General features: G+C 63.4%; 28 protein-coding genes and 1 pseudogene. 6 read left to right on the top strand and 23 right to left on the bottom strand.

Annotated features, from left to right (window positions below):
• Positions 1–51 precede the first annotated feature (51 nt).
• The 4 genes from OL239_RS11765 to OL239_RS11750 all read right to left on the bottom strand — a co-directional run bounded on the left by OL239_RS11765 (position 52) and on the right by OL239_RS11750 (position 3080).
• A complete protein-coding gene (locus OL239_RS11765) occupies positions 52–591 on the bottom strand; it encodes a hypothetical protein (RefSeq protein ID WP_268909113.1) in 540 nt (179 codons plus the stop codon).
• Positions 588–860, bottom strand: a complete 273-nt coding sequence (locus tag OL239_RS11760; RefSeq protein WP_268909112.1) for a hypothetical protein — start codon at positions 858–860, stop codon at positions 588–590. The genes OL239_RS11765 and OL239_RS11760 overlap by 4 nt, the downstream gene beginning before the upstream one ends.
• 91 nt (positions 861–951) lie before the next feature.
• Entirely contained in the window at positions 952–1917 is a 966-nt protein-coding gene (locus OL239_RS11755; protein WP_268909111.1) for an alpha/beta hydrolase, read from the bottom strand.
• A gap of 20 nt (positions 1918–1937) precedes the next feature.
• Positions 1938–3080, bottom strand: a complete 1143-nt coding sequence (locus OL239_RS11750) for a DUF2891 family protein (RefSeq protein WP_268909110.1) — start codon at positions 3078–3080, stop codon at positions 1938–1940.
• A gap of 183 nt (positions 3081–3263) precedes the next feature.
• Here OL239_RS11750 and OL239_RS11745 point away from each other — a divergent pair, with 183 nt between their 5' ends.
• Entirely contained in the window at positions 3264–4109 is an 846-nt protein-coding gene (locus OL239_RS11745) for an aldo/keto reductase (protein ID WP_268909109.1), read from the top strand.
• An 87-nt stretch (positions 4110–4196) separates the two neighbouring features.
• Here OL239_RS11745 and OL239_RS11740 read toward each other — a convergent pair whose 3' ends face one another.
• The 5 genes from OL239_RS11740 to OL239_RS11720 form a co-directional block, all read right to left on the bottom strand.
• A complete protein-coding gene (locus tag OL239_RS11740; protein ID WP_268909108.1) occupies positions 4197–4970 on the bottom strand; it encodes an SAM-dependent methyltransferase in 774 nt (257 codons plus the stop codon).
• A gap of 1015 nt (positions 4971–5985) precedes the next feature.
• Positions 5986–6354 (bottom strand): hypothetical protein, encoded by a 369-nt coding sequence (locus tag OL239_RS11735; RefSeq protein ID WP_268909107.1) that lies wholly within the window; start codon positions 6352–6354, stop codon positions 5986–5988.
• Between the two features lie 161 nt (positions 6355–6515).
• Positions 6516–6737, bottom strand: a complete 222-nt coding sequence (locus tag OL239_RS11730; RefSeq protein WP_268909106.1) for a primase-like DNA-binding domain-containing protein — start codon at positions 6735–6737, stop codon at positions 6516–6518.
• Positions 6738–7155: 418 nt separating this feature from the next.
• Positions 7156–7638, bottom strand: coding sequence for a hypothetical protein (locus OL239_RS11725; RefSeq protein WP_268909105.1), 483 nt, complete (start codon positions 7636–7638; stop codon positions 7156–7158).
• Positions 7639–7744: 106 nt separating this feature from the next.
• Positions 7745–8056: a hypothetical protein gene (locus OL239_RS11720; RefSeq protein WP_268909104.1), complete on the bottom strand. Its 312-nt coding sequence runs from the start codon at positions 8054–8056 to the stop codon at positions 7745–7747.
• A gap of 219 nt (positions 8057–8275) precedes the next feature.
• On the opposite strand from OL239_RS11720, the gene OL239_RS11715 reads away from it, so the two are divergent.
• Positions 8276–8794, top strand: a complete 519-nt coding sequence (locus OL239_RS11715; RefSeq protein WP_268909103.1) for a DUF421 domain-containing protein — start codon at positions 8276–8278, stop codon at positions 8792–8794.
• Between the two features lie 376 nt (positions 8795–9170).
• On the opposite strand, the gene OL239_RS11710 is transcribed toward OL239_RS11715, so the two are convergent.
• The 6 genes from OL239_RS11710 to OL239_RS11690 all read right to left on the bottom strand — a co-directional run bounded on the left by OL239_RS11710 (position 9171) and on the right by OL239_RS11690 (position 13649).
• Positions 9171–9632, bottom strand: a complete 462-nt coding sequence (locus OL239_RS11710) for a DUF4383 domain-containing protein (protein WP_268909102.1) — start codon at positions 9630–9632, stop codon at positions 9171–9173.
• A gap of 240 nt (positions 9633–9872) precedes the next feature.
• Positions 9873–10241: a hypothetical protein gene (locus tag OL239_RS20200; protein WP_442864300.1), complete on the bottom strand. Its 369-nt coding sequence runs from the start codon at positions 10239–10241 to the stop codon at positions 9873–9875.
• A 157-nt stretch (positions 10242–10398) separates the two neighbouring features.
• Positions 10399–11607: a zinc-dependent alcohol dehydrogenase gene (locus OL239_RS11705; RefSeq protein ID WP_268909101.1), complete on the bottom strand. Its 1209-nt coding sequence runs from the start codon at positions 11605–11607 to the stop codon at positions 10399–10401.
• A 245-nt stretch (positions 11608–11852) separates the two neighbouring features.
• Positions 11853–13004 (bottom strand): cytochrome P450, encoded by a 1152-nt coding sequence (locus OL239_RS11700; protein ID WP_268909100.1) that lies wholly within the window; start codon positions 13002–13004, stop codon positions 11853–11855.
• Positions 12986–13219, bottom strand: coding sequence for a hypothetical protein (locus tag OL239_RS11695; RefSeq protein WP_268909099.1), 234 nt, complete (start codon positions 13217–13219; stop codon positions 12986–12988). The genes OL239_RS11700 and OL239_RS11695 overlap by 19 nt, the downstream gene beginning before the upstream one ends.
• Before the next feature lie 229 nt (positions 13220–13448).
• Positions 13449–13649: a stress protein gene (locus OL239_RS11690; RefSeq protein ID WP_268909098.1), complete on the bottom strand. Its 201-nt coding sequence runs from the start codon at positions 13647–13649 to the stop codon at positions 13449–13451.
• A gap of 261 nt (positions 13650–13910) precedes the next feature.
• Between OL239_RS11690 and OL239_RS11685 the strand changes: the two genes are divergently transcribed.
• Positions 13911–14126: a hypothetical protein gene (locus OL239_RS11685; RefSeq protein WP_268909097.1), complete on the top strand. Its 216-nt coding sequence runs from the start codon at positions 13911–13913 to the stop codon at positions 14124–14126.
• A 618-nt stretch (positions 14127–14744) separates the two neighbouring features.
• Here OL239_RS11685 and OL239_RS11680 read toward each other — a convergent pair.
• From OL239_RS11680 to OL239_RS11665, 5 genes and pseudogenes are all read right to left on the bottom strand, one after another.
• A complete protein-coding gene (locus tag OL239_RS11680) occupies positions 14745–14915 on the bottom strand; it encodes a YegP family protein (RefSeq protein WP_268911749.1) in 171 nt (56 codons plus the stop codon).
• A 494-nt stretch (positions 14916–15409) separates the two neighbouring features.
• Complete coding sequence (locus OL239_RS11675) at positions 15410–15592, bottom strand: DUF6098 family protein (protein WP_268909096.1); 183 nt, start codon at positions 15590–15592, stop codon at positions 15410–15412.
• Positions 15589–15807: a DUF6766 family protein gene (locus OL239_RS19550; protein WP_329609207.1), complete on the bottom strand. Its 219-nt coding sequence runs from the start codon at positions 15805–15807 to the stop codon at positions 15589–15591. The genes OL239_RS11675 and OL239_RS19550 overlap by 4 nt, the downstream gene beginning before the upstream one ends.
• Before the next feature lie 19 nt (positions 15808–15826).
• A pseudogene (locus OL239_RS11670) lies at positions 15827–16296 on the bottom strand (DUF6766 family protein).
• 989 nt (positions 16297–17285) lie between these two features.
• Positions 17286–17399, bottom strand: coding sequence for a hypothetical protein (locus OL239_RS11665; RefSeq protein WP_268909095.1), 114 nt, complete (start codon positions 17397–17399; stop codon positions 17286–17288).
• A gap of 387 nt (positions 17400–17786) precedes the next feature.
• Here OL239_RS11665 and OL239_RS11660 point away from each other — a divergent pair, with 387 nt between their 5' ends.
• On the top strand, positions 17787–18197 hold the full coding sequence (locus tag OL239_RS11660; RefSeq protein ID WP_268909094.1) for a four-helix bundle copper-binding protein: 411 nt from the start codon (positions 17787–17789) through the stop codon (positions 18195–18197).
• 191 nt (positions 18198–18388) lie between these two features.
• Here OL239_RS11660 and OL239_RS11655 read toward each other — a convergent pair whose 3' ends face one another.
• Positions 18389–18616, bottom strand: coding sequence for an ANTAR domain-containing protein (locus OL239_RS11655; RefSeq protein WP_268909093.1), 228 nt, complete (start codon positions 18614–18616; stop codon positions 18389–18391).
• The gene (locus tag OL239_RS11650; protein ID WP_268909092.1) at positions 18606–18857 is read right to left on the bottom strand and encodes a hypothetical protein; all 252 of its coding nucleotides are present in this window, start codon (positions 18855–18857) and stop codon (positions 18606–18608) included. Before OL239_RS11650 ends, OL239_RS11655 begins: the two co-directional genes overlap by 11 nt.
• Before the next feature lie 375 nt (positions 18858–19232).
• On the opposite strand from OL239_RS11650, the gene OL239_RS11645 reads away from it, so the two are divergent.
• Positions 19233–19553, top strand: coding sequence for a maleylpyruvate isomerase N-terminal domain-containing protein (locus OL239_RS11645; protein ID WP_442864299.1), 321 nt, complete (start codon positions 19233–19235; stop codon positions 19551–19553).
• 362 nt (positions 19554–19915) lie between these two features.
• Here OL239_RS11645 and OL239_RS11640 read toward each other — a convergent pair whose 3' ends face one another.
• A complete protein-coding gene (locus tag OL239_RS11640; RefSeq protein WP_268909090.1) occupies positions 19916–20218 on the bottom strand; it encodes a DUF4193 domain-containing protein in 303 nt (100 codons plus the stop codon).
• Positions 20219–20532: 314 nt separating this feature from the next.
• Between OL239_RS11640 and OL239_RS11635 the strand changes: the two genes are divergently transcribed.
• On the top strand, positions 20533–22011 hold the full coding sequence (locus OL239_RS11635) for a glutamine synthetase beta-grasp domain-containing protein (RefSeq protein WP_268909089.1): 1479 nt from the start codon (positions 20533–20535) through the stop codon (positions 22009–22011).
• The last annotated feature ends 215 nt before the right edge of the window (positions 22012–22226 follow it).

The raw sequence follows: 22226 nt of genomic DNA, 5'->3' as shown, positions 1-22226 counted from the left end.
CCATTGGCGGGACCCGTTGTGGGCAGGCAGCATCATGGCAGTGCCGGGCACTCATCCGTCCTCAGGGGCCCGGTGCAGGTCACGCACCAGATAGAGCCACGGAAACGCACGGCAGCCCACCTGCCAACCGTCCGTTTCATAATGCTGGGCCGGGCGTGCCCACAGCACCCGGCGGTGCTCCCACTGGGTGTCGGTCCGCAGCATCCGGTGCCTCAGCATGTCCACGCCGATGGTCCGCCAGCCCAGCCTTCCGGCGAGCTCGAGTTCGGCCATTTCATCGAATGCAGTGACCGGGCCGAGCCAGCGTTCCCGGTCATCCGGTGCCGGCTCCTCCGGCCGGCCACCGAAACGCTGTTGTGCAGCCTGCCGGCTCATGCCCAGTTCACGGCCCAGGGCGGCCCAGCTGACCCCCGCGCTGCGTGCGGCCGCGACGGCGAGGTGCTGCAGCCGCTGACTGGCCTGCTCTGCGGCGCCTGCCCTGCGGACCAGGACGAGGTGGTCTGCCTCGGTAAGGTTGGCCCGGTCGTTGCGGTCGCCGAGGATGAGGGCGCCAATTTGTTCCTGCAGGTCCGCGCCGGACTGGTCCGTCACGGCCGGTCCTTTCGGTCCCGGCTGGGCAGCCAGTCGTTGCGGTCGCGGCTGGGCAGCCAACCAGTGTTGCCGGCGCTGCCCCGGCTTCGTTCCCACCAGATGCAGCGGGCGAAGATATACGCGGCAATGATCATCAGCATCACTGAGGCGCCGGAGCACATGCCACCCAGGAATCCGTCCAGCCCGAGGAACAGGTAGAGGCTGCCCAGCGCGAGACCGAGGGCCAGCAGGAGGAATCCCATCCAGAAAAAGGTGCGTCGAGTAGTCATGTGTCAATTAGAGCTTGACGGCTATAAGAGCGTCAACAGCCAGTTGACACCTTTTTGCACCTTTTTACCGCCCCGCAGCGGCCGGCGGACGCTACGTGGCACCTCCGGATCCGGGCAGCTGCCGTGCAAGTTCGGCACACAGCTCTGCCACGGCCTGCGGAGCGCTGCGGAAGAGGCGGGGAAAGGCAAGATACCCGTGCGGCATCCCAACGTAGGTGGTGACGCGGACCGGGACGCCGGCGGCGCGGAGAGCATCGGCATAGCGCAGCCCGTCGTCGCGGAGCGGGTCGTGTTCGGCCACCTGGATGAGGGCCGGCGGCAGTCCGGAATGGTCCGGGGCCAGCAGGGGAGAGGCATAGGGGTCGCCGTACTCCTTTTCCCGCGGAAGGTAGAGGCTGCGGTAGCGGAGCATGTCCTGCTTGGTGAGAAGGGGCGCGTTGGCATTCTTCTCGATGGACGGGCTGCCCATCGTCAGATCGGTCGCCGGGTACAGCAGTCCCTGGAAGGCGATGGCTGGCCCGGACCGGTCCCGGGTCATCAGTGTCAGCACTGCGGCCAGGTTGCCACCGGCACTGTCACCCACCACAGCCAGCCTGCCGGCGTCGGCGTCCCACTCTCCGGCGCGGGCCGTGAGGTCCAGGAGTGCGGCGTAGCAGTCCTCCGCTGCCGCGGGGAACGGATGCGCAGGCGCGAGCCGGTAGTCCAAGGAGACGACGACGGCGCCTGCGTCCCGGGCAATGGTGCTGCCCAGGCCGTCGTAGATATCCAGGGTGCCGAAGGTCCACCCGCCGCCGTGGATCAGGATCACCAGGGGGAGCGTGCCCTCGGCACCCCGGGGCCGGTAGACCCGGACGGGAATCCGGCCCTCGGCGCCGGCGGCAGTCCCGTTGCGAACCTCCACTCCCGGAGCAAGCCCGCCCAGCACCCAGTCGACCACGCGGTTGTGCCTGATCCTGCGCCGCTGGTCAGCAAGGATCTGTGAATCGCTCTTGTGCGCAACCGAGAACCGGTCCATCACCGCGGCGGCCAGTCGAACGCGTAAATCCATCCGTGCCATGTTGTGTCCCCTTCCTGGTTCTACTGTGCCGGGTTGGTGACCGTGTCCTGAAGGAGGTCCCTGCTTCCCAGTGCGTCCCAGGCGAAACTGGCCAGCCAGTGCGAGGACATGAACTCGGCGCTGACCGCCGCGTCCAGGCCGGCGGCGAGCAGCGGATCCACGGCCTGCGCCAGGGCGTCTGCGCTTGCGGTGCGTGCACCGGCGCCGTCGAGCACGCTGATGATCCGGGCCGCCTGGCCGGCACGCGAGAGGTTCAGCCCGTGCAGGTGGACCATGTGGCCGTCGGTCTCGTCCCGGACCGAGACCGGCTGCAGGATCCGCGATGCCGGTGTCAGGCCGGGCAGGAATGCCTCAAACCATGCACTGAAAGCGGCAGGTTCCAGGATGCGGGCCATCAGATCCGCCTCGCTGAGGCCTGCGGAGAGGAAGTCCTGGCCGCTCAGCTCCCAGTCGGCGGCCCAGCCGGTGTCACCGCTAAACCACCGCCGAGCTGCCGCAGCGCACGTTTCCGCAGCCTCGAACCGGCCCAGGGACCGGAACGAATTGTGCAGCATGCCCGCGCCGAACGCCGTATTGGTGTGCACGCCGTGTCGCACCGGATACTCCACCCGTGCCGTCCAGCCGCTCACCAGCTGCGCTGCAGCATCCACGAGCGGATCCAGGGCCGAGGCCCAGCGGCGGATCTGGGGATCGGAGGATGCCGATGCGGCATCCGCGAGACGGACCAGCCAGGCCCATCCGTAGGGGCGTTCCCAGCCGGGGTTCGCCAGCAGGTAGGCCCCTTCCGTGGCCAGGTTCTCTGCGGTCAGGGTGGCCTCCAGCTCCATGCGGAGCGCGGCGTCACGGCCGGCATCAAGCCCGTAATCCAGCAGGCTCACTCCCAGCCAGTGCATGTGAACGCAGGAGTGCCAGTCGAAGGATGTGTGGAAAGCCGGGTGCAGCTCCCGGGGGTCCGGCCGGTCCGCCGGTGACGTTTGGACATGGTGGGAGGCATACGGGTAGGGGCGGCGCAGGTTGTCGAGGACGACGTCGGCGTAGACGGCGGCGAGCCGGGCCCGGCGCGGACTGCCGGCTGCCGCGGCCGTGCCGGGTGCGGTGCCGGCGTGGGCACCGATGGATGTGCCGCTGTGCGTGCCGGGGGCGGAAAGGAAGGACTGGGGCATGGTTTCTCCGTTCCCCGGTCCGAACCGGGATGTGCCTGGGACGGGTCCGCGCCGGCCGGTGCGCACCTTCAGAGGAATCATCTCACCGCCGGTTATTTTGCGGGGTGCGGGCGTAACCGGGCCGCGCCCCTCCCGCCGTCCGGACCCCCGCTTGTAGTGTCGAAGGGACCGAAAGGAAATCACATGGAGTATGTCACCCTGAACAACGGCGTTGAAATGCCGATCCTGGGATTTGGCGTGTACCAGGTTCCACCGGATCGAACCGAAGAAGCGGTAAGCAACGCCCTGGCTGCGGGCTACCGCTCCCTCGACACCGCCGCCGCGTACCAAAACGAGGATGCAGTGGGCCGTGCTGTGCAAAAGAGCGGCATCCCGCGCAACGAATTGTTCATCACCACCAAACTCTGGATCCAGGACAATGGCGAGGCAGCCACCCAGCGCGCGTTTGACGCCTCCCTGCAAAACCTGGGCATGGAATACGTGGACCTGTACCTAATCCACCAGCCCTTTGGGGATGTCTACGGTGAGTGGCGGGTCATGGAGAAGCTCTACAACGACGGCGGCACGCGGGCCATCGGGGTTTCCAATTTCACCTCCGACCGGCTCGTGGACCTGATCATTCACAACGAGGTCGTACCTGCGGTCAACCAAATCGAGACCAACCCCTTCTACCAGCGGGCGGTCGAGAGCCAGTTAATGAGTGACCGCGGCGTTCGGCACGAGTCCTGGGCGCCGTTCGCGGAGGGCAAGAACAACCTCTTTTCCGATCCGACGTTGACCGACATCGCCGGCGCGCACGGAAAGTCGATTGCGCAGGTGGTGCTCCGCTGGCTGATCCAGCGCGGCGTCGTCGTGATCCCCAAGTCGGTACGGCCGGACCGGATGGCGGAAAACATGAACGTGTTCGACTTCGAGCTCAGCCCCCAGGAAATGGCCTCAATCGCTGATCTGGACACCGGCCGTTCGTTGTTTTTTGACCACCGGGACCCGGAAGCCGTGGCCCGGCTGAGCGGAGTGACGATGGAGTAGCCCCCCGGGCGAGCCGCGATGAAGCACTGCGGGCCATGTCGGGAGGAAGTCGTGATCAAACGGGGGAAACGTCGGTTCACATGACCCCTACCCCCTGAGGCAGAAATACGCCATCCCGAGTACGCCTCGATAGCCCTCTTCATATGCAGCGCGCTGATCCTCGTATTGCCGACGGACCTGCCCTGCGGCGGGATGGTGAGCGTCGTGTGCTTCAAGCCAACGGGTAAACCTGTCGCGATATCCGGCCTCGAAGACGTCCCACTCCTGAACGCTCGCAAGGTCGTCGTCCACCACCTCGAAACCAGCGGCGCGGATCTGCTCGCGTAACGCATCTGCGCTCAGGTACTCGTCATCACGTCCAGCCAGAGGGGCCGTAGCAGCCGGATGAGGTGTCGCCGACCAGATCGCCTCGCCGTAAACGAGTCGGCCGCCGGGGAGCACCAGGGCTCGAAGAGCGCGCAGGGCTGCGCCGTAGTCGAGCGGCTGCGCGTCCTCTACCGGCGGCCCCCAGATCTGGCTCGCGCCGATGCAGATGACGGCGTCTGCGGGGCGGGCCTGCGTTTCTGCCCCGGGCATCGCATCAAACGTCGCTCTGTTGAGCAGCCCACGGGTCAATGCCTGTTGCCTCGCCCGGTCGATGGACGCGGGAGCACTGTCCACTCCGCGTCCACGTGCCTGCGGGGCCGACGTCAAAACCCGAAGCAGCAGTTCACCCCATCCACACCCCATGTCCAGAACCTCAGCCGGCGCCGGGTCGGACAAGAATGCCACAAGGTGGCCGGCGCGTTCCTCGGAAATTGGGGTGAGCCAGGTCAGGGACTCATACAGGGGCGGCAGTTCTAGCGAAGTCTCGTCGGTCACTCCGTGATGTTCTCACTGGTTGGGGCCCCGGTCATCGATATGGCCGGACCGCAGGACAGTGACCTGGGATATTTTTTGGGACACACACCTGCTTAGCTGCACCGCTTCTTTAGGTTCACGCGGGGAAGAAGCGCGCAGGAAACTGACGCACCAGCTGGATTCGAGGATTATTCCAGCACATCGGCTCATGGCGGCCGTGGCCTCGGAGCCCTCTGTTGATCTCTGGCGCAAGCGCTGGGCGCGGGCCACCGATATGTACCTTTACCGGGCAGACAGGACAGGGGTGAGCCGCAGTGCAGCAGCTGGTCATGATGGAAAGCCGCGGCTTACTGAACCGGTTTGGCATTTCCGTCACGGATGAGGCCGCGCTTGGGTTATACGCACGTTCCTGGAACCACGATCTGGAAGGCCGACCTTCCAAGAAACGTGTCAGATGACCCCGGCAAAGTCGGTAACAGCGGCAACGGGCTCGCCGCTATCGGACAGGAAGACCTGCCTAAGCGGGCTGTTTTAGGATCTATCTGCTTAGGAGGGCGGGACACCATACGGCAGTGAAATCCCCGGACACTTGTTTGACTGCCTTCTGTGTCCGCATGGGATGCGTAGCCCGCCACAGACCTGGCACATCATCTTGAAGCTGAACAGGTGCTCCCCGCATGCTTAGGTCCGGATATTGTGCGGGCCCGGACGCTGTCAGGGACTTCGCCAACAGGTGGTCGGGCCCGCCTTAGTGCTTCTGGGGTCGACCGCGGGGGCGACGGCGGCCTTCTCACGGATAGTGCCATCTTCACCATGAAGCTTCAGTTCACCGCTGCGGCTGATCAAATCGAGCACGCTGATAAGCCACGGCCTGGGTATCAGCAGAGGCCGAAGCGCGGGAAGCATCCTCACGCTTGTCGGCCTACTATCGCCTTGTTCGAATCGTCGTAACTGGCCATATCGAGCACTCCCAATCACCGGCTGCAACCACGTGCCGGCCATAACGCCCGGAAGCGGCTGGCAGGGGCGGGCCAGTTCAAGCGTGCCGGCCCGTTATCGGCCGGGAGGAAATGATGTCCCGGGCAGTTGCCCGCAGCTCATCGGTGCCAATGCCATGATCTGCGCCCCAATAATATTGGATTCGCTCTTCCAGCTGGCGTGCGACGTGCTCGACGTCGATGAGCGTTTTCTTTCCTGACATGTCCTGCGCGGCTTGTTTCACCGCCGCGACCAGAGTGTTGCAGCGCCGGTGCGGTTCACTGGTGCCGGAACCGGTTCCGGCGGTTCCCACCTGGTCAGTGGAGACCAGCCGGTATTCCGGCGGGCGTGCCTTTCCGGCCCCGGACGCTGATCCGCCGGACTGGGACTTGGAGGATGCAGGGTTATGAACTGGTTGCACATTCACTACTCTCTACCTCCACGGGGCCGCTCCTCAAGGGGCGGGGGCAGGCTGATCCGGTGTTGCCCGAGGTGAGGTTCAGAGCTGGGGGAATCCTAATGTGCTGTTGGGTCCCGGAGCTTTATCGGTCTCGAGGATGTACTGGATGGGAATGGCACCGGTGGCCATTACTCCCTTGACGACTTTTCCTTGCGCAGCACCCCTGCCTCGATTCCCTCCTGCCGCATCATCTGCGAGAAGACCTGGACGGCCAGCGGGGCTGTGTCGTGCTGCTCGCACCAGATGATGTACATGCCGTAGAGGTCCGCGACGGGCAGGACTTCACTGTCATCGAGATCCCGCACGGTGCACTCGGTGAGGAAATGGCGGACGTGGCTTTCGTTGTCCATGGCGTCTCAGCTTTCAAGGGGTCAAGCGTGGGCGGCGGCGGTGTTCTTGGGGACAGTACTAACTCTGATCGCTGCTACAACCATGTCGAGAGTCTCTCTGCATTTTAGATTCTGGCAAATAGTAAGCAACCGTAGATACCAGCGGGCAACGCATTCCTGAGCTCCGCAGGTACGTAACGCCCAAGCCGGAGATTCACTCCGGGTGCCGCCGATTGCTCCTTCCGTTCAGCGGGAGGAGAGCCCCAGCAGGGATAGGGCAGCACGGAGTTCGGGGGTGTTGGAGCTGAGGTCCGCGAGTTCGATGCCGGTGATGTGCGCACTGGTTTGTCCGTCGGTGTCGCGCTCATAGACGGCCCAGAGCAGCAGATCATCACCATGTCTGGAACGGAATTGGATCCCGTCGCAAAAATCAGTGCCGTCAGAATTTTTTCCGGGTCCACAGGAACTGTGAAACTTCCTGGGTGAGCAGCCGGTTTTCTGCGTTCTTCAGGGCAGCGGCGTCGAAGTCCTTCAAGTTGTAGGCCAAAGCCTTGCCCTTGAACAGCGGATACAGGGCCGCGACTGTCTCGGCGGCGGTGATATCAACAAACAGGCCCGTCAGATGAGCTGTGCCGGCAACCCGGTTCGCCAGCCACTGGTCAATGTCCAGTTCCCCGGGACGTGCGCTGGGGAACTGCTCCGCATCGGAGTCATCTTCAACGATGTCATCGATCTCTGCCACGAGGTAAGGGTCGGGCCGGTGAGGTGCCAGGAGCTCCACCAGGCACGCCAGGAGTGAGTCTGCCGCGTAGATCGTGCGGTAGAGGCCATGATCGAGCGGATCCCACCGGCCGTTGAACCGTCCGTCCGGGCCGGCCCACCGCCAGCCTGACCATTCCCAGGGCTGGGGTAGGAATCCCACACGTCAGACGCGCTGATCCAAGTCTGCGAATTTCATCCCAGACGGGCGAACGCGCGGGCCGCGGCCAGAACTTCAGGACCGGACTGATCCGGGTGGGTTTCCCGGATTATGCGCGCGGGGAGCGGTCCTCCAGTTGCGGGTTCATGCCCTGAAACCAGGTCTGAGCAATCCGGGGGCCGTTTGACTCCAGGATGATCCCTGCCACGTGATAGGCCAGCCGCAGGCGCGCTTCGGTTTCGGAAGGCATCCTGCGGGTGCCTTCAGCCCATTGGCGGACCGCCCGGGTTTCACCGACTCCTGCCAGGTAGGCAACAAGTCTGGCGCCGAGCATGTCACGGAGCTCCGCCACCAGGGGAGCAACCTCAAGGTTGATGGACTCGCGGTAGGCACGGATGCCCGGAGATGCTGTCTGGCTCATAGCCTGACCATCTCCCGGATCCGGTCCGAGTGCAAGCGGACACCCCTATGTATCCCACCCTAAATCCCATGTATATGAGGCAGGGTCGGCACACTGTGTGGGGAGAGTACCGATCAGTGAGTGACCGCAGCGGCACGCGGCCGAGATAGGCAGTAGAGTCCGATAAATCCCTCATCCGCTGCACCTGGCCGGCGGGACCAAGCAGAAAGGCAACCGCACATGTGGTTTGACTCCCTGGATGACCTGCTGCGCATCGTTCTGGTGGGAGCGGCAGCATACGTTGTACTCATTGTGGTGCTGCGCATGTCCGGCAAGCGCACGCTGGCACAACTGAACGCCTTTGATTTCGTGGTTACGGTTTCATTCGGCTCGACCCTGGCCACCATCCTGCTCAGTTCCGAGGTTTCCTTTTCCGAAGGCATTACGGCCCTGGTGCTTCTGGCTGCGCTGCAATTCCTCGTGGCCTGGCTGTCGGTGAGGTGGCCGGGTGCCCGCGGCACCCTCACTGCCAAACCGGCGCTGCTGTTGTCCAACGGGCGCGTACATCAGGACGCCTTGCGTCGGAACCGCCTTACTGAAGCCGAACTCCGCCAGGCCATCCGTATGCAGGGCACCGGTGACCTCTCCGACGTGAAAGCGGTGGTGCTGGAAACCAACGGGAAAATTAGCATCATCAGCACCGCAAAATACGGCAGCGGAAACGCACTGGAAGGTATCAGCGGGACCGAGGATCTGTGAAAGAACCCATACGGAAGATGTGTACGGTTCGTGGGTCAGGGATGAATTACTGGGGATACTGTGTATTTGAGTGGGTGCGACCCGTGCGCGTACTTTTCCGCACGGTATGACTTTGCCGGCCGACCTGACGCTGCGCTGTGGGCCCGGAGCGGAGCGGCCACACTGAAGCGCGTCTTTCAACGGCCGGTCATTCGCTGGGGCGGCTGCAGTAAACAGTAGCTGGAATTCCGTCGTCCCAGTGGCCCGTCTGATACCCATGGGGCAAGGATCAGTTACGTCTCGCTAGTCATGGTTGCATGCGACCGGTCTTGTCTTGAGACGGAACCGCCGCACGTCCGGGCTGGGGAACCCGGACATGCGGCGGGAGTTGCGTGGTTCAGGCGCGTGCTGCGGTGTCCCGGTGATTCCTGGTCAGCGCCAGGCCGGAGCCAATCATCGTGACGGTCAGAACAGCGTGCAGCCAGTTGTCCGCAGTATTCAGCGGAACGAAGTTGGCCGAGGAATCGTGGTCGACAAACAGTCCGTAGATCAGGAGCAGCGCGTAGATCACGCCGCCCCAAATGAGGTATCCGCGTGCTGCGGAGATGGAGCGTGCGAAGGCAAGCCCGGCTATTCCGAACAGAAGGTGAACTATGTTGTGCAAGGCGGACACCTGAAAGATGCCCAGGAGCTTTGCTTCTGAATGGTGGCCGGCGAAGGAAAGCTCATCGTAATTGGTGGTTGCCCCCGGAATGAATCCCAGAATGCCCACCAGCAGGAAAACGACGCCAAAGATCATCGCCGCCTTCTGGACATTGGTGCGCCCGGAGTTATTAACGGTGTTGCCTGAATTAGACATTGCTCCTACCCGTCTCTTGCGTCCAATCACCGGTTACCGGTGAAGCTGTTCGCTTTCATGATAAGCATACTTAGTAATGAGGTGGCTACTGCTTGGGCATGTGAGACCAGATCGTTAGGCGGGCCGAATCGTTGACGGAAGCGCTGTTATCGGCGCTTCCCGTTCCCTGCTGGAGGAACTGAAGTCGGTTGAATGCGACTAAGGTCGGCCGGAAGGGTGCCTTCAGCCACACACTGGTGCTCAGGGTGTTTCTCCTGATAGGGATATGCGAGCTTGCCGGTGGCCGGTGGAGACAGAACGGATGATCGGATTGCTATCTTGGGCAAGAGGGTTGAGGACGGTGTTGGGGACGTCAGGATTCATGGTAATGAGGACAGCGAGGTCGATACTGCGGCCGGCTAGCTTTGCGAGGAGAGTCCCCGGGGTTGCACCATTGAAGGCGGCTGCCTGGCGAACTTGGTCGTCTTTGTCGTCGGCAAGTGAGCGCAATACTGCTACGGGCGTGTTCGGGTTGGCAGCGACGGCCCGCCGAACATGGGCACTTCGTCGTTCCCCTCCAAATAGGGCGAGCAGATCGGCGTCAGCCGCGGGGCTGAAGGCAACTTCCATTCGCACCACAGCGCGGCGGTTCGCGACCATCTCCTCCAAAGTCGCACGGTCGGGCCCTGGGCGTCTTTGAAGGTGACCGGTTAGGCGCTATACCGGTACATGAGGCTAGCCGCTTCGCTAGGACATAGTCTTCAGGCAGCCAGCATGGAATGAACAGTCAGGGCATGCTCAGTTCGACTTTCGTCCAGCCCGGTTCCCGCCGGTCGAAGGCCTCGTAGGCGTGGATGGCTGAGGTGATGTTCTCGTGTTGGGTAATCAGTGCGGTCGGATCGAACTGGCCCGCGGCGACCATGTCGATCAGCGCCGGGGTGACAGAGTGATGATCACAGTTACCCATACGGATAGTGAGGTTCTTATTCATGGCCTCACCCATGGGATAGGTCTGGAATGAGGGCGGGTAGACGCCGATGATGCCGATGCGGCCGTACTTGGCAACAGCCTGCACTGCCCAGCGCGAAGCCTGGGACGGGCCGTCCCCGGGAACCCATGTGCCGCCCTGCGGATCGGCATCCGGTGCCACCTGGGCCACCTCGGACTCAAACCCGGCCTTCTCCTCCGCCGACGGCGCGGCCGGCCCGCGGGAGGGGTGCTGGGCATCAACTCCGACGGCGTCAATAACGGCGTCAACCCCGAACCCGTTGGTCAGGTCCTTAATGACAGCAACCGGATCTTCCTCATTGAAGTTCACAATCTCCGCGTTCTGCGTGCGTGCCTGGGCGAGGCGGGATTCGATGCCGTCCACGCAGATGACACGGCTGGCCCCCTGCTTGAAGGCGGAGGCGATGGCGAACTGCCCGACAACCCCGGCACCGAACACCGCCACAGTATCTCCGCGGGTGATGCCGGCGAGTTCGGCACCGAACCACGCGGTGGGGAAGATATCGCTGAGCAGGATGGCCTGCTCATCGCTGACGTTCTCCGGCAACGGATGCAGGGTGCCCTGCGCCCAGGGGATACGCGCATACTCGGCCTGAAGCCCATTGACGGGGCCGGTGGATTCAGGGCCGCCGAAGAAGCTGGTTCCGGCCTCGGGACCGCGGGGGTTGGAGATATCGCACTGCGCTGTTTGGCCCATCCGACAGTGACGGCACGCTCCGCAGGAGATAGTGCTGTTAACAAGGACACGGTCCCCGGGACTGAAGCCGCGTACCTTATCGCCTACCTCGGTGATGACACCGACAGCTTCGTGGCCAAGGATCGTACCTTCCTGCATTGGTGCCATGGTCCCGCGGATGAAGTGCAGGTCCGTGCCGCAGATCGCGCTGCCGGTGATGCGCACGACCGCATCGTGCGGGTCCTGAATGGTTGGTTGGTCAACCTCGTCAAGACGGATATCTCCAATGCCGTGCCAGACCACTGCCTTCATCTGATGCCCCTTCCGTTTGGGTCATACGGCGGTGCCGCCGCATGTGAACCATAGTAGGTCAGGCCCGCACCGCCCCCGGCAGCAGTACCGGCCGTACCTGCCTGGATGATGCTGAAGCCCGGCGGCAACACAGGCATCCTGGTGGTTGATGCTCATGATTCGAGCCTACCCATCCCGTCGACCAATCCGGCACTGCGGGTCCGGTCCGGGCAGCAACGCACAGCACGGGAGGCCCCGGCGCCGTCCTAGGTATGGGGTGCGCCCTGGTCCTGGTCGTGGATGGTGAACCGTAGAGAGAAGTGGTCCAGGGTGCCGGGCAGAAGCGCCTTCGGGGACAGGTGCTGGCTGGAGGCCAGGGTGAAGGTTCTGTTTTCCAGCAGGGATGCGAGCATGGCGCTGGTCATCATCAGTACGAGCTGGCGTCCCGGGCAGATGACCGGGCCTTCACTGAAGGGCACCATCGGCCAGTCAGTATCCTCGGCGTCTGCCAGCCAGCGTTCTGGCCGGAAAGCGTGTGCGTGCGGAAGGTTGTCCTCATCACGATGGAAATACGGGGTGTAGATCAGTACACCGCAGTTGCCCGGCATGGTCCCGTCTGGCCAGTGCACTTCCCGGGTGCTTTGGCGCAGGATCATGGGTGTGGTGGACCATAGCCGCAGGGATTCCAGGACGCAGGCGCGCAGGTACGGCAGCTGCTGACCTCCGGTGGTGTCTTCCCGGATTTCCGCCACTGCCCGGGCCTGCTGCTCAGGATGGGTGGACAGCAGCGCGAGGGTCCTGAACGCTGCCATGCCCGCAGGGTCAAAGGCGAACAGCCACTGCGGTATCTGCTCAACCGGGGCAGCGTCCTTGTGTTCTGGCAGGTTCCTCAGGGTGTGTGCCAGGCTGCCCGGACCGGCGGTATCCATGCTGTCCCGGACCCGCTGCAGGAACCGTGCCCGGAGCCTGCGGTGAGGGGGCTTGAGGAAGGACCAGTTCCCGTCCCGGCGCAGTTCGGTGATCATGTGCGTGAGTTCTTCATCATCGCGGGCATGATCCCCAAACACGGTACGGCGCACAATCCGGTACCAGGCACTAATGAAGTCCTCCCAGGCAAGCGTGTTCCCGACAGCTCTGCCTGTGCGCTCAATGTCCTCCAGCAGCTGGGCCGTTTCCTGGTCTATGACCGGAAGGAAGGAGGAAGCAAGGCGGTGAACGGGGCTGTGCGTATCCAGGACCTGTTCCTGCAGGGCCCTTCGTACGGTGCGTTCCCTGCCCTGTGAAATCAGGACATTCCGGGGCTCGAAGTGATTCAGCGCGGCCTTCTTTTCGCTGCTTGCCGGAGAGAAGGGATCCGGGGAATTCTCCAGGACGTAGTGCAGCTGGTCGGGCTGCAGGATTACTGCCTGTCTGCGCACGGGCAGGCGCAGCAGCAGCGGGCCGGCCTGGTATTTGCCGGCGAGCTTTTAACCCTGCGCACCGCCCGCTCATCCAGGCCCAGGCGCCCGGCCAGAGCCACCGCCCGGGGACGGCGGATAATCGGACCCTTGGCCACGGTGGGCAGGAACACCTCGACCAGAAAAGCCGCTGTCTCCCGCACCGTGGCCCGGGGAAGTGTGTTGGAGGATTCCATCCCAGACTCCTGTCAGTGCACGTATCTACGCGTAGTGGAAATTGCGCGGTTCCCGGGCCCCGGCACCAGGGGCTGGCCCGAAAGCAGGTGCCGGGCTTCCTCCGGCAGAAACGTCCGTCCGAAGAACCATACTAAAGACCCGGGCCCAAGAATCAGACTTTTGGAGCCCCGCACTTTAAAAAGAACGGAGAGGAGGTAAAGTCTCCTCTCCGTTCTCTTTTAGCGGGTACTAGCTGCCGTTGTGGCTGTTTTCTCCGCCTTGAGCCTTGGCCTCGGTGGGCTGCGCCTGGGCGCCCTTGCGGCCGGCCTCACTGGCATCGGCAGCATTGTCGCTGCCGAAACTGCCGGTGCTGGCCTGCCCGCCCTTGGAGGCCTGCTCCTCAGTGTCGCTGCGGTTTCCGAACTGTCCGGGATTGTTCTGGTCAGCCATCACTCTCTCCTTCATTTCGTCTTCGTATCGACAACTACACAACCCACCGTAGGGACGAATCCAAGAGAAAGCAAAATGTAATAAGTTCCCTTATCATCGTGCCGGTGGTCTCTGCTAGGGTCGGAACAGCTGGTGTTTCACAGGCAGCGGGGGAAGAAGAGAGCACCCCGTAGAGGCCTCCGGGAGTTTCATTAAAGCCGAAGGTACCGGTTCCCATGGCCGCCCCGGAACCCCGGCGCAGTCTTATGAGAGGGGCCGAAGATGTCCGAAACCATACCCTGTCACACCCTGTTCGAGGCCGTTGTGCGGGCGGTGCGTGAAGTCGCTCCGGCTGCGGCCGCATTGGATCAGGAGCACACCGCAGACGAGTTGGAACAACGGATTAGAACTTATTGGGGTCCGGAGCACGGCATTGGCAGAACCGAGATGCTCGCCACCGCCCGCGACACCGTGAACGCCGCCGGCTCTGAGCATTAGAGGCCTCCGGCAAGGGTAATTGCGGACAGGCTGCGCCAATGCTCCGGTCCCGGCGGATCATCCCGGCGCATGGCCCGCCCTTGTTATTTCCTGACACCTTATTTCCTGGTGCCGATATTTCCTGTCCGGGCTTATTCGCCGATACCGGCCGGCGACGGGATGCTCCAGCCGGAACCACTGGGAATCAGTGCCGTCGTGGAACGAGGCGAAGAAATCCCTCCCGGGAACCTGCACGTCGGGCACAGGGCAGGCAGGCACCGTTTACCGGTTCGCCACCACCAGAGACAACGGAGAAACTAGGAACAGAATCCGGTACAAAGGAACCCAGATTACCGCCCGGGTCGTTCAGCCCGTTTGCCAGCCGCCGGCGGTGGTCCGCAACGTTCACGAATCGACAGCTTCCTGCATTCGGGAACACTGTTCACCATCGCAGAATCAGCGCTTATAGTGCTGGGCGTCCTGGCCGGGGTTGTCCTGACAGCTGTCGCCATCCTTTTCCCGCCGGCCTGATGACCTGTCAGCAGGGAAGGAACACCAGATGACAGGAAGTGACGCTGACACCGGCCCTCCGGACGCAAGGGGTGAAGGCCATGGCCCTTGCCGGCACACTGCTTGCTCTTACGTCAGGTCTGCAATATGAGCGGTGGAAGCGCCCTCACGCACCCCTTCGATGCCTTGGGCTGCTGTTTGTTTATCAGCGTAGGGTCCGCTTGTCGCAAGGGTCTGGCCGTCATCATCGGTGAGCCGGAAGCTGAATTTTTCCTGACTATCGGCACATACCTCGAACATGCCTGCCACGTTCCCTTCCCTGCCACGTCAATGCGGGAGCGCCTGAGAACCCGCCGCTGCCGGCCGGGATCATCGTCGTCCCCTAGTAAAACAGCTAAGCATATTATTCACTGCAGTAAGAAATTACTTACGAGGAGCAGGGTATTTAAAAGGAACAAGGCAAACGGAGGCGGGGCCAAAGCCGGTGCGAACGAGAGCTTCCCCCAGGGAAGCCCGGGTATGGGATAGTTCGCCGGAAAATGCGGGGCGGCGGGTTTTTAGGGGGTGCGGCCCGGAGTGAAGTGCTCTTCGTACAAGTGTTCAGCTTCATTCAAAAGGGTGTCGCTCAGCCGTCCCAGCGGACGCACACCGGCCAGGAGGGATTCACAGTCCGGCCCCGGCCAAGACAGGTGCCGGTCAGGGCCCAGGCGTACCGGTCCTGCTCTTCATTCAGGTGCATGTAGTGGGATATCTGCCGGGCCAGCTAGTGCCTCAGGGGTCTTGTCCACCAGGGTTCAGGTGTGAGCGGGTTCACGGGACAGGCCCGGGAGCCGCAGTCCGCTTTCCCCGTCCAGGCTTCCTGAACCTCTGTCTGCTGCGTATCCCCTGGAGTAGCGCAGATACACGTCCTTCTCCGCTATGACCGAATGTTCCAGGTCCTTCAGATTGTCAATGAGCGGTTCACCGCTGGTGTTCATGGCTGTCCTTTCCCCCAGGCCTGCGGCACCGCCGCCTTCGGCGAAGTTACTGCCCTTCCCCTATAACCAGCCAGGGCAGAGCAGGGGAGGGCGGGGCACAGATGAGGCGGCAGCGGCGGGTCTTTTCCTTCGACGTTGGTGGCATCATGTGGTTCTCCGACCGGTTTGGACTCAGGGGATCTGTGCTGGCGCAGATAAACGCTGAGGATGACCATGGATGCCACGGCGAGGAATTCAGACTGCCAGTTCTGCAGGGTCCTGCCCCCAGAAGTCCGCTGATCCCACATACCCGACCCAGGTGCCGGGGTCCTGCAGGTTGGCCAGCTGCTTTTCGGCGTAAGCGCTGAACCCTGCAATGGACTGCGCCAGCCAGGACGGCAGGAAAACCGTTCCCAAGACTAAAGCCAAGGAGTTTGAATACACTGCGGTGCGCCACCGGCCGGCACGCACCCACGCCGGTGAGTTTTTCCGCGCATGGGCACCGACCAGCTGGTCCTTATCCGATTCCAGGTCCGGCCGGCCGGGTTTCTTGGACTCCGGGGGCCCTTTCTGCATGAACCACACCGGGCCAGGATCAGCAGAAGGAACTGCAGGAATTCGGACTGCCAGTTCTCGGACACGTCCACAGCGGAACTTGAGGACGTCACGTACTGCCAGAAACTGATGTTCTCAAGCCCGGAGGCTGTCTGCTGTTCATTGAACAGGTAAACCCCTGAGAAAGCCTGCCCGGGTCAGGGACGGAAGAAACAGGGCGAAAAAAATAGTGAACAAACCGTTTTCCTTCAGTGTTTTGACCGGCCCAGCACTCCGATCAGGATCACGTACACCAGACCCAGACCGATAAAGCCCAGGGATAGGACGAAAGCCCACAGTCCGCTGTTTCCCCGCACGTCAGTCCCCTTCCACACTGCAGTTGTAGGGCCGCTCCCCACAGGCCGTGCACCCGGCTCCCATGATCTTCCACCTGCCCCCGGAGAGGGTCAGGAACACGGTATCGGTGTCCATGAGGACCTGGGCGTTACGCCCGTATGCCTTACTGGAGAGAACCGTGCCTGCCCCGCCCAAACCTTCTTTGGCCAGTTGGGCGGGGCAGGTGCCTTCCTCCTGGTCCTCCACCTTTTCCAACCGCCGGGGTGAGCATGGAACGCGCCGCACCGTAATCGGAGGGGCGGCAACTGCCTCATGGAACGCCAAGGCAGCATCAGCAGCCGCCGTCGTCGTTCCGGGATTAGCACCCGAGCATCCGCTCAGAGCCGCACCGCATACCAAGGCCATGACAGGTCACAGCACACCCCTCCGCGCAGAACCTCCCTCGGTTTAATCCACACGCTTCCGTGTATCACCGCTGCCTATGACAGCCTGTTCACCCATACAGGGCCGGCGCCGGTGCCCGTCACCGCGGAAGTCATCGATGCCGGCACGTAAGCTTCCCGGACCGGCGCCGTGCCGGCCGGGCCACAGCAATCTTTGCATCCGGCAGTCCTCACTGATGTGAGCATCCTGGCAGGGGCCCGGCCCGGTAACCCTTCGGCTTAGGCCCGTACACATGGCCGCCGGCAGCGTACCGGATGCGGCAATGGTTTTCACGGCCCTCCCCGGAGCCTGGAGTCAATGACGGGTCGGGACAACAGTCGGGTATGCGCATCAGGCGTTGCTATGCGCACACCTGCCCGGGTGGAACAGCTGCACGGCTTTAACCGGGGATGCTCCGCGGGTCGTGCCCGTAGCTGTTCTTCTCGGCAATGGTTCCGTCCAGGTTGCGGATGATGTGTTCGTCCTTGTCCTGCCGGGCGGCGGCGCGGCCCATGCGTACGGCTTCTTCCTTGGTGCCGGCCTGCCCGAACAGGCGCCGCCGGTGGATTCGCGCTTGGACTGCCAGGTGCCGTTCTCGTGGTAGGTCTCGATATCGCCTTTGGACACAGGGTCCTCCTTCAGTGGGTATGGGATCCACCGTAATCGGATCCGCCCGGCTCCTGACCCCAGGCACCGCCGAACGTCTTCCCGGACCGGAGACGGATCTGTCCTTCGTCCTGGGCAGGAACACACCGGCGGGATCGTCTCCCGGACAGCGGCGAAGCAGGATCCAGGTATCGGCCCATAATACCGGTTGCCCCGCACAAATTACTAAGTGTACTGTCGATCCAGTGATGGAACAGACACCCTGACCCGCAGAATCTTATCGAAGGAGGCATCAATGACGAACGTGCAGGACATGCTGGAGACCTATCCCGGGGACCTTGGCACCATTGACCGGGACGCGCTGGCAGAATGCATCCAGGCCTGCTTCGACTGCTCCCAGGCCTGCTCTGCCTGCGCTGATGCATGCCTGGCCGAGGACATGGCCGCCGAGCTGAGGGTATGTATCCGCACCAACCTTGACTGCGCGGATCTGTGCGCTGTCACCGGCAGGATCCTCTCCCGGCAGACCGGGAATAATCTCGTCATGATCCGCGCCGCCCTTGAAGCATGCAGGACTGCGTGCAGGGCGTGCGGTGATGAGTGCGCACAGCACGCCGACATGCACGAACACTGCCGTATCTGCGCCCAGGCCTGCCGGCGCTGCGAGCAGGCCTGCCAGACGCTGCTGTCCTCACTGGGCCGGTAACCCTGGGCTGAGAACCCTGGGCTGAGAACTCTGGGCCGGTAACCCGGGGCGGGGAACCGCCCGGCCGGGCGCTGCCCAGTTGGTGATTGAGCATCAGTTGCAGCCTCCCCCCACGTTCTGGCTGACGCTTTATCCATTACCTGTCACTAACGCTTCCCGCCACCCGGGGGCGCCGGTGCGGTTGCGGGTGTTTAGGCGACGAAGTGGGTTTTGACGGTCTCGGCCGTGACGGCCTGCACGACCCGTGAAACGAGGTCTCGGAGCTTGACGTTGCGGTTACCCGCGGCACGGTGCAGGATCGCGAAGGCTTCGTCCTGGCTGCATTTATTCTGCACCATGATGATGCCCACGGCCAGGTCGATGGTGGTGCGGGATTCCAGGGCAGCACGCAGATGCTCTGCGGTGCTTTTATGCCCCACGGCCCGTACCGAAACCGTACTGGACCTCGTCCAGTGCCCGGGCAGACCCGCTGCTGCCGGCAACGGTGGTGCCTTCCTTGTTTCGCAGCAAAGTCACCTCCGCGAGCACCTCGATCCCGCCGCTGACGAGCCCGGCGGCGTGGACGGCGAAGGCTTCCAGGAAAAGTTCCACGGACTCCGAGCCGGCAATCAGCTCCTGGAGTTGGCCGGCTACGGACTTGGACAAGGGAACAACATTCATCCAGGCAGTCTATCGGCCGCCGTCTTTCACCCCGTCGAGGGCAGGACCGGATGCCCCAGGCGCTGCGGGGACCGCGGGTTGGGTGGTTCGGGACGCCCGCGCCCGGTTGCGGGGTCCGGATGCATCACGGTTGCATATGGTTTCCCGGATTGTCGCTGCCCGGGGTTTGCGGGCAGCCCGGTGCTGGTAGAAAGAGGGCACAGACAGGTAACCGGGAGGGAGACCGAAGGTGTTCGTGAATCTGGAAGAAGATCCCCAACGGGCCGTGCAGCTGTGCTGCGAAGCCCAGGCACGGCTGATGCGCACGGTCCTCAAGCTCACAGACCAGGACCTGCAGGCCACCAGCCTGCTGCCGGGCCGTAGCGTGCAGCTGTCCTGGTCCATCTGGCACGTGATGCCGATGCGCTCACCGGCCGGCTTTCCGCTGCCCTTGACGGGTACGACAGTCCATCCCGGGCACCGCAGGACCAACAACGTGAAGCAGCTGCCCGGCCGGCCGATGAGGTCATCACTGACCTCAGCATCAGTTTGTCCCGGCTTGAGGAAGTCTTCGCCCTCTCATCGGCAGCCGGGTGGCCCCAAGACTGCCGTGCAGGTGAAGACAGCCGGGCCGTGGCCGGGGCTGCGGCGCACCGCCTGCACGAAGTGGAGACACACCACACCGATTTAGGGCTTGGTTATACCGCCCTGGACTGACCTGAGGAATACCTTGCCGGGCACCCGGAGGTTCAGGCCTGCGTCAACGCCTGAGAATCCACTAATAAGTGCCCGGCCGGGGGTCCGCAGGCGTGCCAGCCGCGGCAGTGATGGGCATACTTACCGGCTGTCCTGTCCGGCCTTATCGTTTCGGGGGCGCCGGAGGATGGTGATCATGACGATCACCATGGCCAGGGCGCTGGCCCATCGGGGGCCTTGCCCCTGCAAGGCACGAACAGCGCAATAGATCAACAGTGCACTGCAGAGCAGGAAAAACGCCCACCGTCCTGTGCCCATCATCTTCCCCTTTAATGGAAGCCGGCACCTCCCGGATTTCCAGCCGCCCACAACCAAAGACCGGCCTAACTCTCACACTCGATGCAGTACAGGTGTCCGTTGCTTTCCCGGGCCAGCTGGGACCGGTGCCGGACCAGGAAACATGAATAGCAGCTGAACTCGTCCTCGGCCTGGGGAATGACCTGAACAACGAGTTCCTCGGCAACGATCTCCCCGCCGGGGACCAGGCCCTCATCGAGTACATCGGTTTCCTCCAGCGCGGTAACGACGCTGCGGGCATCCGGGGCATTGGCTGACTGCAGGGCCTCCAGGGAACGGTCCTGGGAATCTTTGACCTCGGGTCGGGTTTCATCGTAATCGGTTGCCATCAGGGGCGGTTCTTCTGCGGGATATCACATCATCTGTTGATGAGGCTGAAACCTACACCCGTGCCCCGATTGTTCCCAAGGTCGGGCAGCATCTCTAGGCTCAGGGCAGTCCCTTCCGCCGGCAGCACGGACATGCTCGGTCACCATGCCGTGCCCGGGGCCGTACGGCCGGGCAGAGGATACGGGCCCGGGTCAGGATCCCTTTCCGGTTCAGGGCTCCGGCCCAGGGGTGAAGGTTCCCGGGACGCGGGCATACGACGGGCTCACCACCGCCCGCCTCGGCAGGGCGCGCTGTGGTAGTGGTAGAACGGAGTATGGCCATTGATGCGTTTGAACCCCATCCGATCGTCCGCCTGCTCGGCAAACCCTCGGCCGACTTCACCGCCGGTGACCTCGTGCGGGCAGTCGAACAGCTAGGGCTGGGACAGGTGAACCTGCGCTATGTTGGCGGTGACGGGCGTCTGAAGACCCTGGCCTTCCCCATCAATTCGCGCGAGCACCTCCTTCAGGTGCTTACCCGGGGTGAACGTGTGGACGGCTCAAGTGTCTTTGCCGGCACCGATACCGATAGCAGTGACGTCTACATTGTTCCCCGTCACCGCACCGCTTTCTTGAATCCTTTCGGTGAGCGGTGCTCTCTTGACGTGTTGTGCTCCTTCTACGACGAGGCCGGCAAACCGCTGCCCTATGCGCGCGAGCAGGTTGTGCGCCGGGCGGCGGAGGTGCTCACGCAGCAGACCGGGATGAGCCTTGAAGCCTTCGGGGAGCTGGAGTACTACCTCGCTGACGCTCCCGAGCGGATCTATCCTGTGGAGGAGGAGCGCGGTTATCAGGAGTCCGGGCCCTTCTCCAAGGGTCAGCGGATCCGGGAGCAGGTGCTGGGCCACCTCAGCGCCATGGGGGTGGCGTTGAAGTATGCCCACGGGGAGGTCGGCAACATCCTTGAAGACGACCGGCAGCTGGTGCAGCACGAGATCGAGTTACAACCCGTGCCCCTGGAGCAGGCGGCCGACAACCTCGTCGTGGCCAAGTGGGTGGTGCGCGAGGTCGCCTCCGCCCACGGCCTCGAGGCGACCTTCGCCCCCTTGGTGAGCGGTCAGGGTGCAGGAAACGGCCTGCACATCCACAGCCGGCTGGTACGCAACGGCGTCAACAAAATCATCGGTGAGGAGGGGATCAACGATACCGGGCGGCAGCTGATCGCCGGCTACCTCTCAGCGGCCAGGGCACTGAGCGCGTTCGGCAACACGGTTCCCACGTCCTACCTTCGGTTCACCGGCGGGGATGAGTCCCCCGAGGACATCTGCTGGGGTGAGAAAAACCGCTCCGGTCTGGTCCGGGTCCCGTTGGCCTGGAACGGGGACGTGCTGGCCGGTATGATCACACACGCCAATCCCGGCAGCACCGAACCCGTCCCCGAACCCGCCACACACCCCCAGACCGTCGAGCTGCGCCTGGGCGACGGCTCGGCCGACGTGCACCTGCTCCTGGCCGGCATGGCCGTCGCAGCCAGACACGGGCTAAGTGATCCCGGGAGCCTGGAACTGGCCGAGGAGCTGAACACCGCCAACCACGATGACTTCGGGCAACTGCCCACCTCATGCGCGGAGGCCGCCGACGCACTCGAGACCGAACGCCAGATCTTCGAGGCCGACGGCGTCTTCCTCGGCGCACTCCTCGACGCCATACTCACGCGCTTACGCGACACAGGGGACGCCACGCCGGGCGGGGACCCCGGCAAAGACGACGCTGCCCGTGAAGAACTCATCCGCCGCCACTGGCACATCGGCTGAACACGGCGGCCCGCCCCGACCGCGGACCTGTTTGCACCCAGCCCGCATTTCCCGCCCGGCCCCACCAACCCATACCCGCCAGCCACCGGTGGCATAGTCCTGGGCCGGGGCCAGGATGTACCTCTCCCGCACGGTAAAGACCCCCTGATGAAGCACACATACTCAGGGCGTATGGGGAGCCCTATCGCCTTATTGGGCTCTTCGGAAGTCTTTTG

Source organism: Arthrobacter sp. ATA002 (assembly GCF_026898095.1).
Taxonomy (GTDB): Bacteria; Actinomycetota; Actinomycetes; order Actinomycetales; family Micrococcaceae; genus Arthrobacter_B.
Note: the sequence above shows the minus strand (reverse complement) of the source record. Positions and strands in the feature narration are given on the sequence as shown.

What these genes read in the sequence shown, in the direction of transcription:
- OL239_RS11760 (WP_268909112.1), bottom strand. Translation starts at nt 860, where the DNA reads ATGACTACTCGACGCACCTTTTTCTGGATGGGATTCCTCCTGCTGGCC.
- OL239_RS11755 (WP_268909111.1), bottom strand. Translation starts at nt 1,917, where the DNA reads ATGGCACGGATGGATTTACGCGTTCGACTGGCCGCCGCGGTGATGGAC.
- OL239_RS11750 (WP_268909110.1), bottom strand. Translation starts at nt 3,080, where the DNA reads ATGCCCCAGTCCTTCCTTTCCGCCCCCGGCACGCACAGCGGCACATCC.
- OL239_RS11745 (WP_268909109.1), top strand. Translation starts at nt 3,264, where the DNA reads ATGGAGTATGTCACCCTGAACAACGGCGTTGAAATGCCGATCCTGGGA.
- OL239_RS11730 (WP_268909106.1), bottom strand. Translation starts at nt 6,737, where the DNA reads ATGGACAACGAAAGCCACGTCCGCCATTTCCTCACCGAGTGCACCGTG.
- OL239_RS11720 (WP_268909104.1), bottom strand. Translation starts at nt 8,056, where the DNA reads ATGAGCCAGACAGCATCTCCGGGCATCCGTGCCTACCGCGAGTCCATC.
- OL239_RS11715 (WP_268909103.1), top strand. Translation starts at nt 8,276, where the DNA reads ATGTGGTTTGACTCCCTGGATGACCTGCTGCGCATCGTTCTGGTGGGA.
- OL239_RS11710 (WP_268909102.1), bottom strand. Translation starts at nt 9,632, where the DNA reads ATGTCTAATTCAGGCAACACCGTTAATAACTCCGGGCGCACCAATGTC.
- OL239_RS20200 (WP_442864300.1), bottom strand. Translation starts at nt 10,241, where the DNA reads ATGGAAGTTGCCTTCAGCCCCGCGGCTGACGCCGATCTGCTCGCCCTA.
- OL239_RS11705 (WP_268909101.1), bottom strand. Translation starts at nt 11,607, where the DNA reads ATGAAGGCAGTGGTCTGGCACGGCATTGGAGATATCCGTCTTGACGAG.
- OL239_RS11695 (WP_268909099.1), bottom strand. Translation starts at nt 13,219, where the DNA reads ATGGAATCCTCCAACACACTTCCCCGGGCCACGGTGCGGGAGACAGCG.
- OL239_RS11690 (WP_268909098.1), bottom strand. Translation starts at nt 13,649, where the DNA reads ATGGCTGACCAGAACAATCCCGGACAGTTCGGAAACCGCAGCGACACT.
- OL239_RS11685 (WP_268909097.1), top strand. Translation starts at nt 13,911, where the DNA reads ATGTCCGAAACCATACCCTGTCACACCCTGTTCGAGGCCGTTGTGCGG.
- OL239_RS11680 (WP_268911749.1), bottom strand. Translation starts at nt 14,915, where the DNA reads ATGTTCGAGGTATGTGCCGATAGTCAGGAAAAATTCAGCTTCCGGCTC.
- OL239_RS11675 (WP_268909096.1), bottom strand. Translation starts at nt 15,592, where the DNA reads ATGAACACCAGCGGTGAACCGCTCATTGACAATCTGAAGGACCTGGAA.
- OL239_RS19550 (WP_329609207.1), bottom strand. Translation starts at nt 15,807, where the DNA reads ATGGTCATCCTCAGCGTTTATCTGCGCCAGCACAGATCCCCTGAGTCC.
- OL239_RS11665 (WP_268909095.1), bottom strand. Translation starts at nt 17,399, where the DNA reads ATGGGCCGCGCCGCCGCCCGGCAGGACAAGGACGAACACATCATCCGC.
- OL239_RS11660 (WP_268909094.1), top strand. Translation starts at nt 17,787, where the DNA reads ATGACGAACGTGCAGGACATGCTGGAGACCTATCCCGGGGACCTTGGC.
- OL239_RS11650 (WP_268909092.1), bottom strand. Translation starts at nt 18,857, where the DNA reads ATGAATGTTGTTCCCTTGTCCAAGTCCGTAGCCGGCCAACTCCAGGAG.
- OL239_RS11640 (WP_268909090.1), bottom strand. Translation starts at nt 20,218, where the DNA reads ATGGCAACCGATTACGATGAAACCCGACCCGAGGTCAAAGATTCCCAG.
- OL239_RS11635 (WP_268909089.1), top strand. Translation starts at nt 20,533, where the DNA reads ATGGCCATTGATGCGTTTGAACCCCATCCGATCGTCCGCCTGCTCGGC.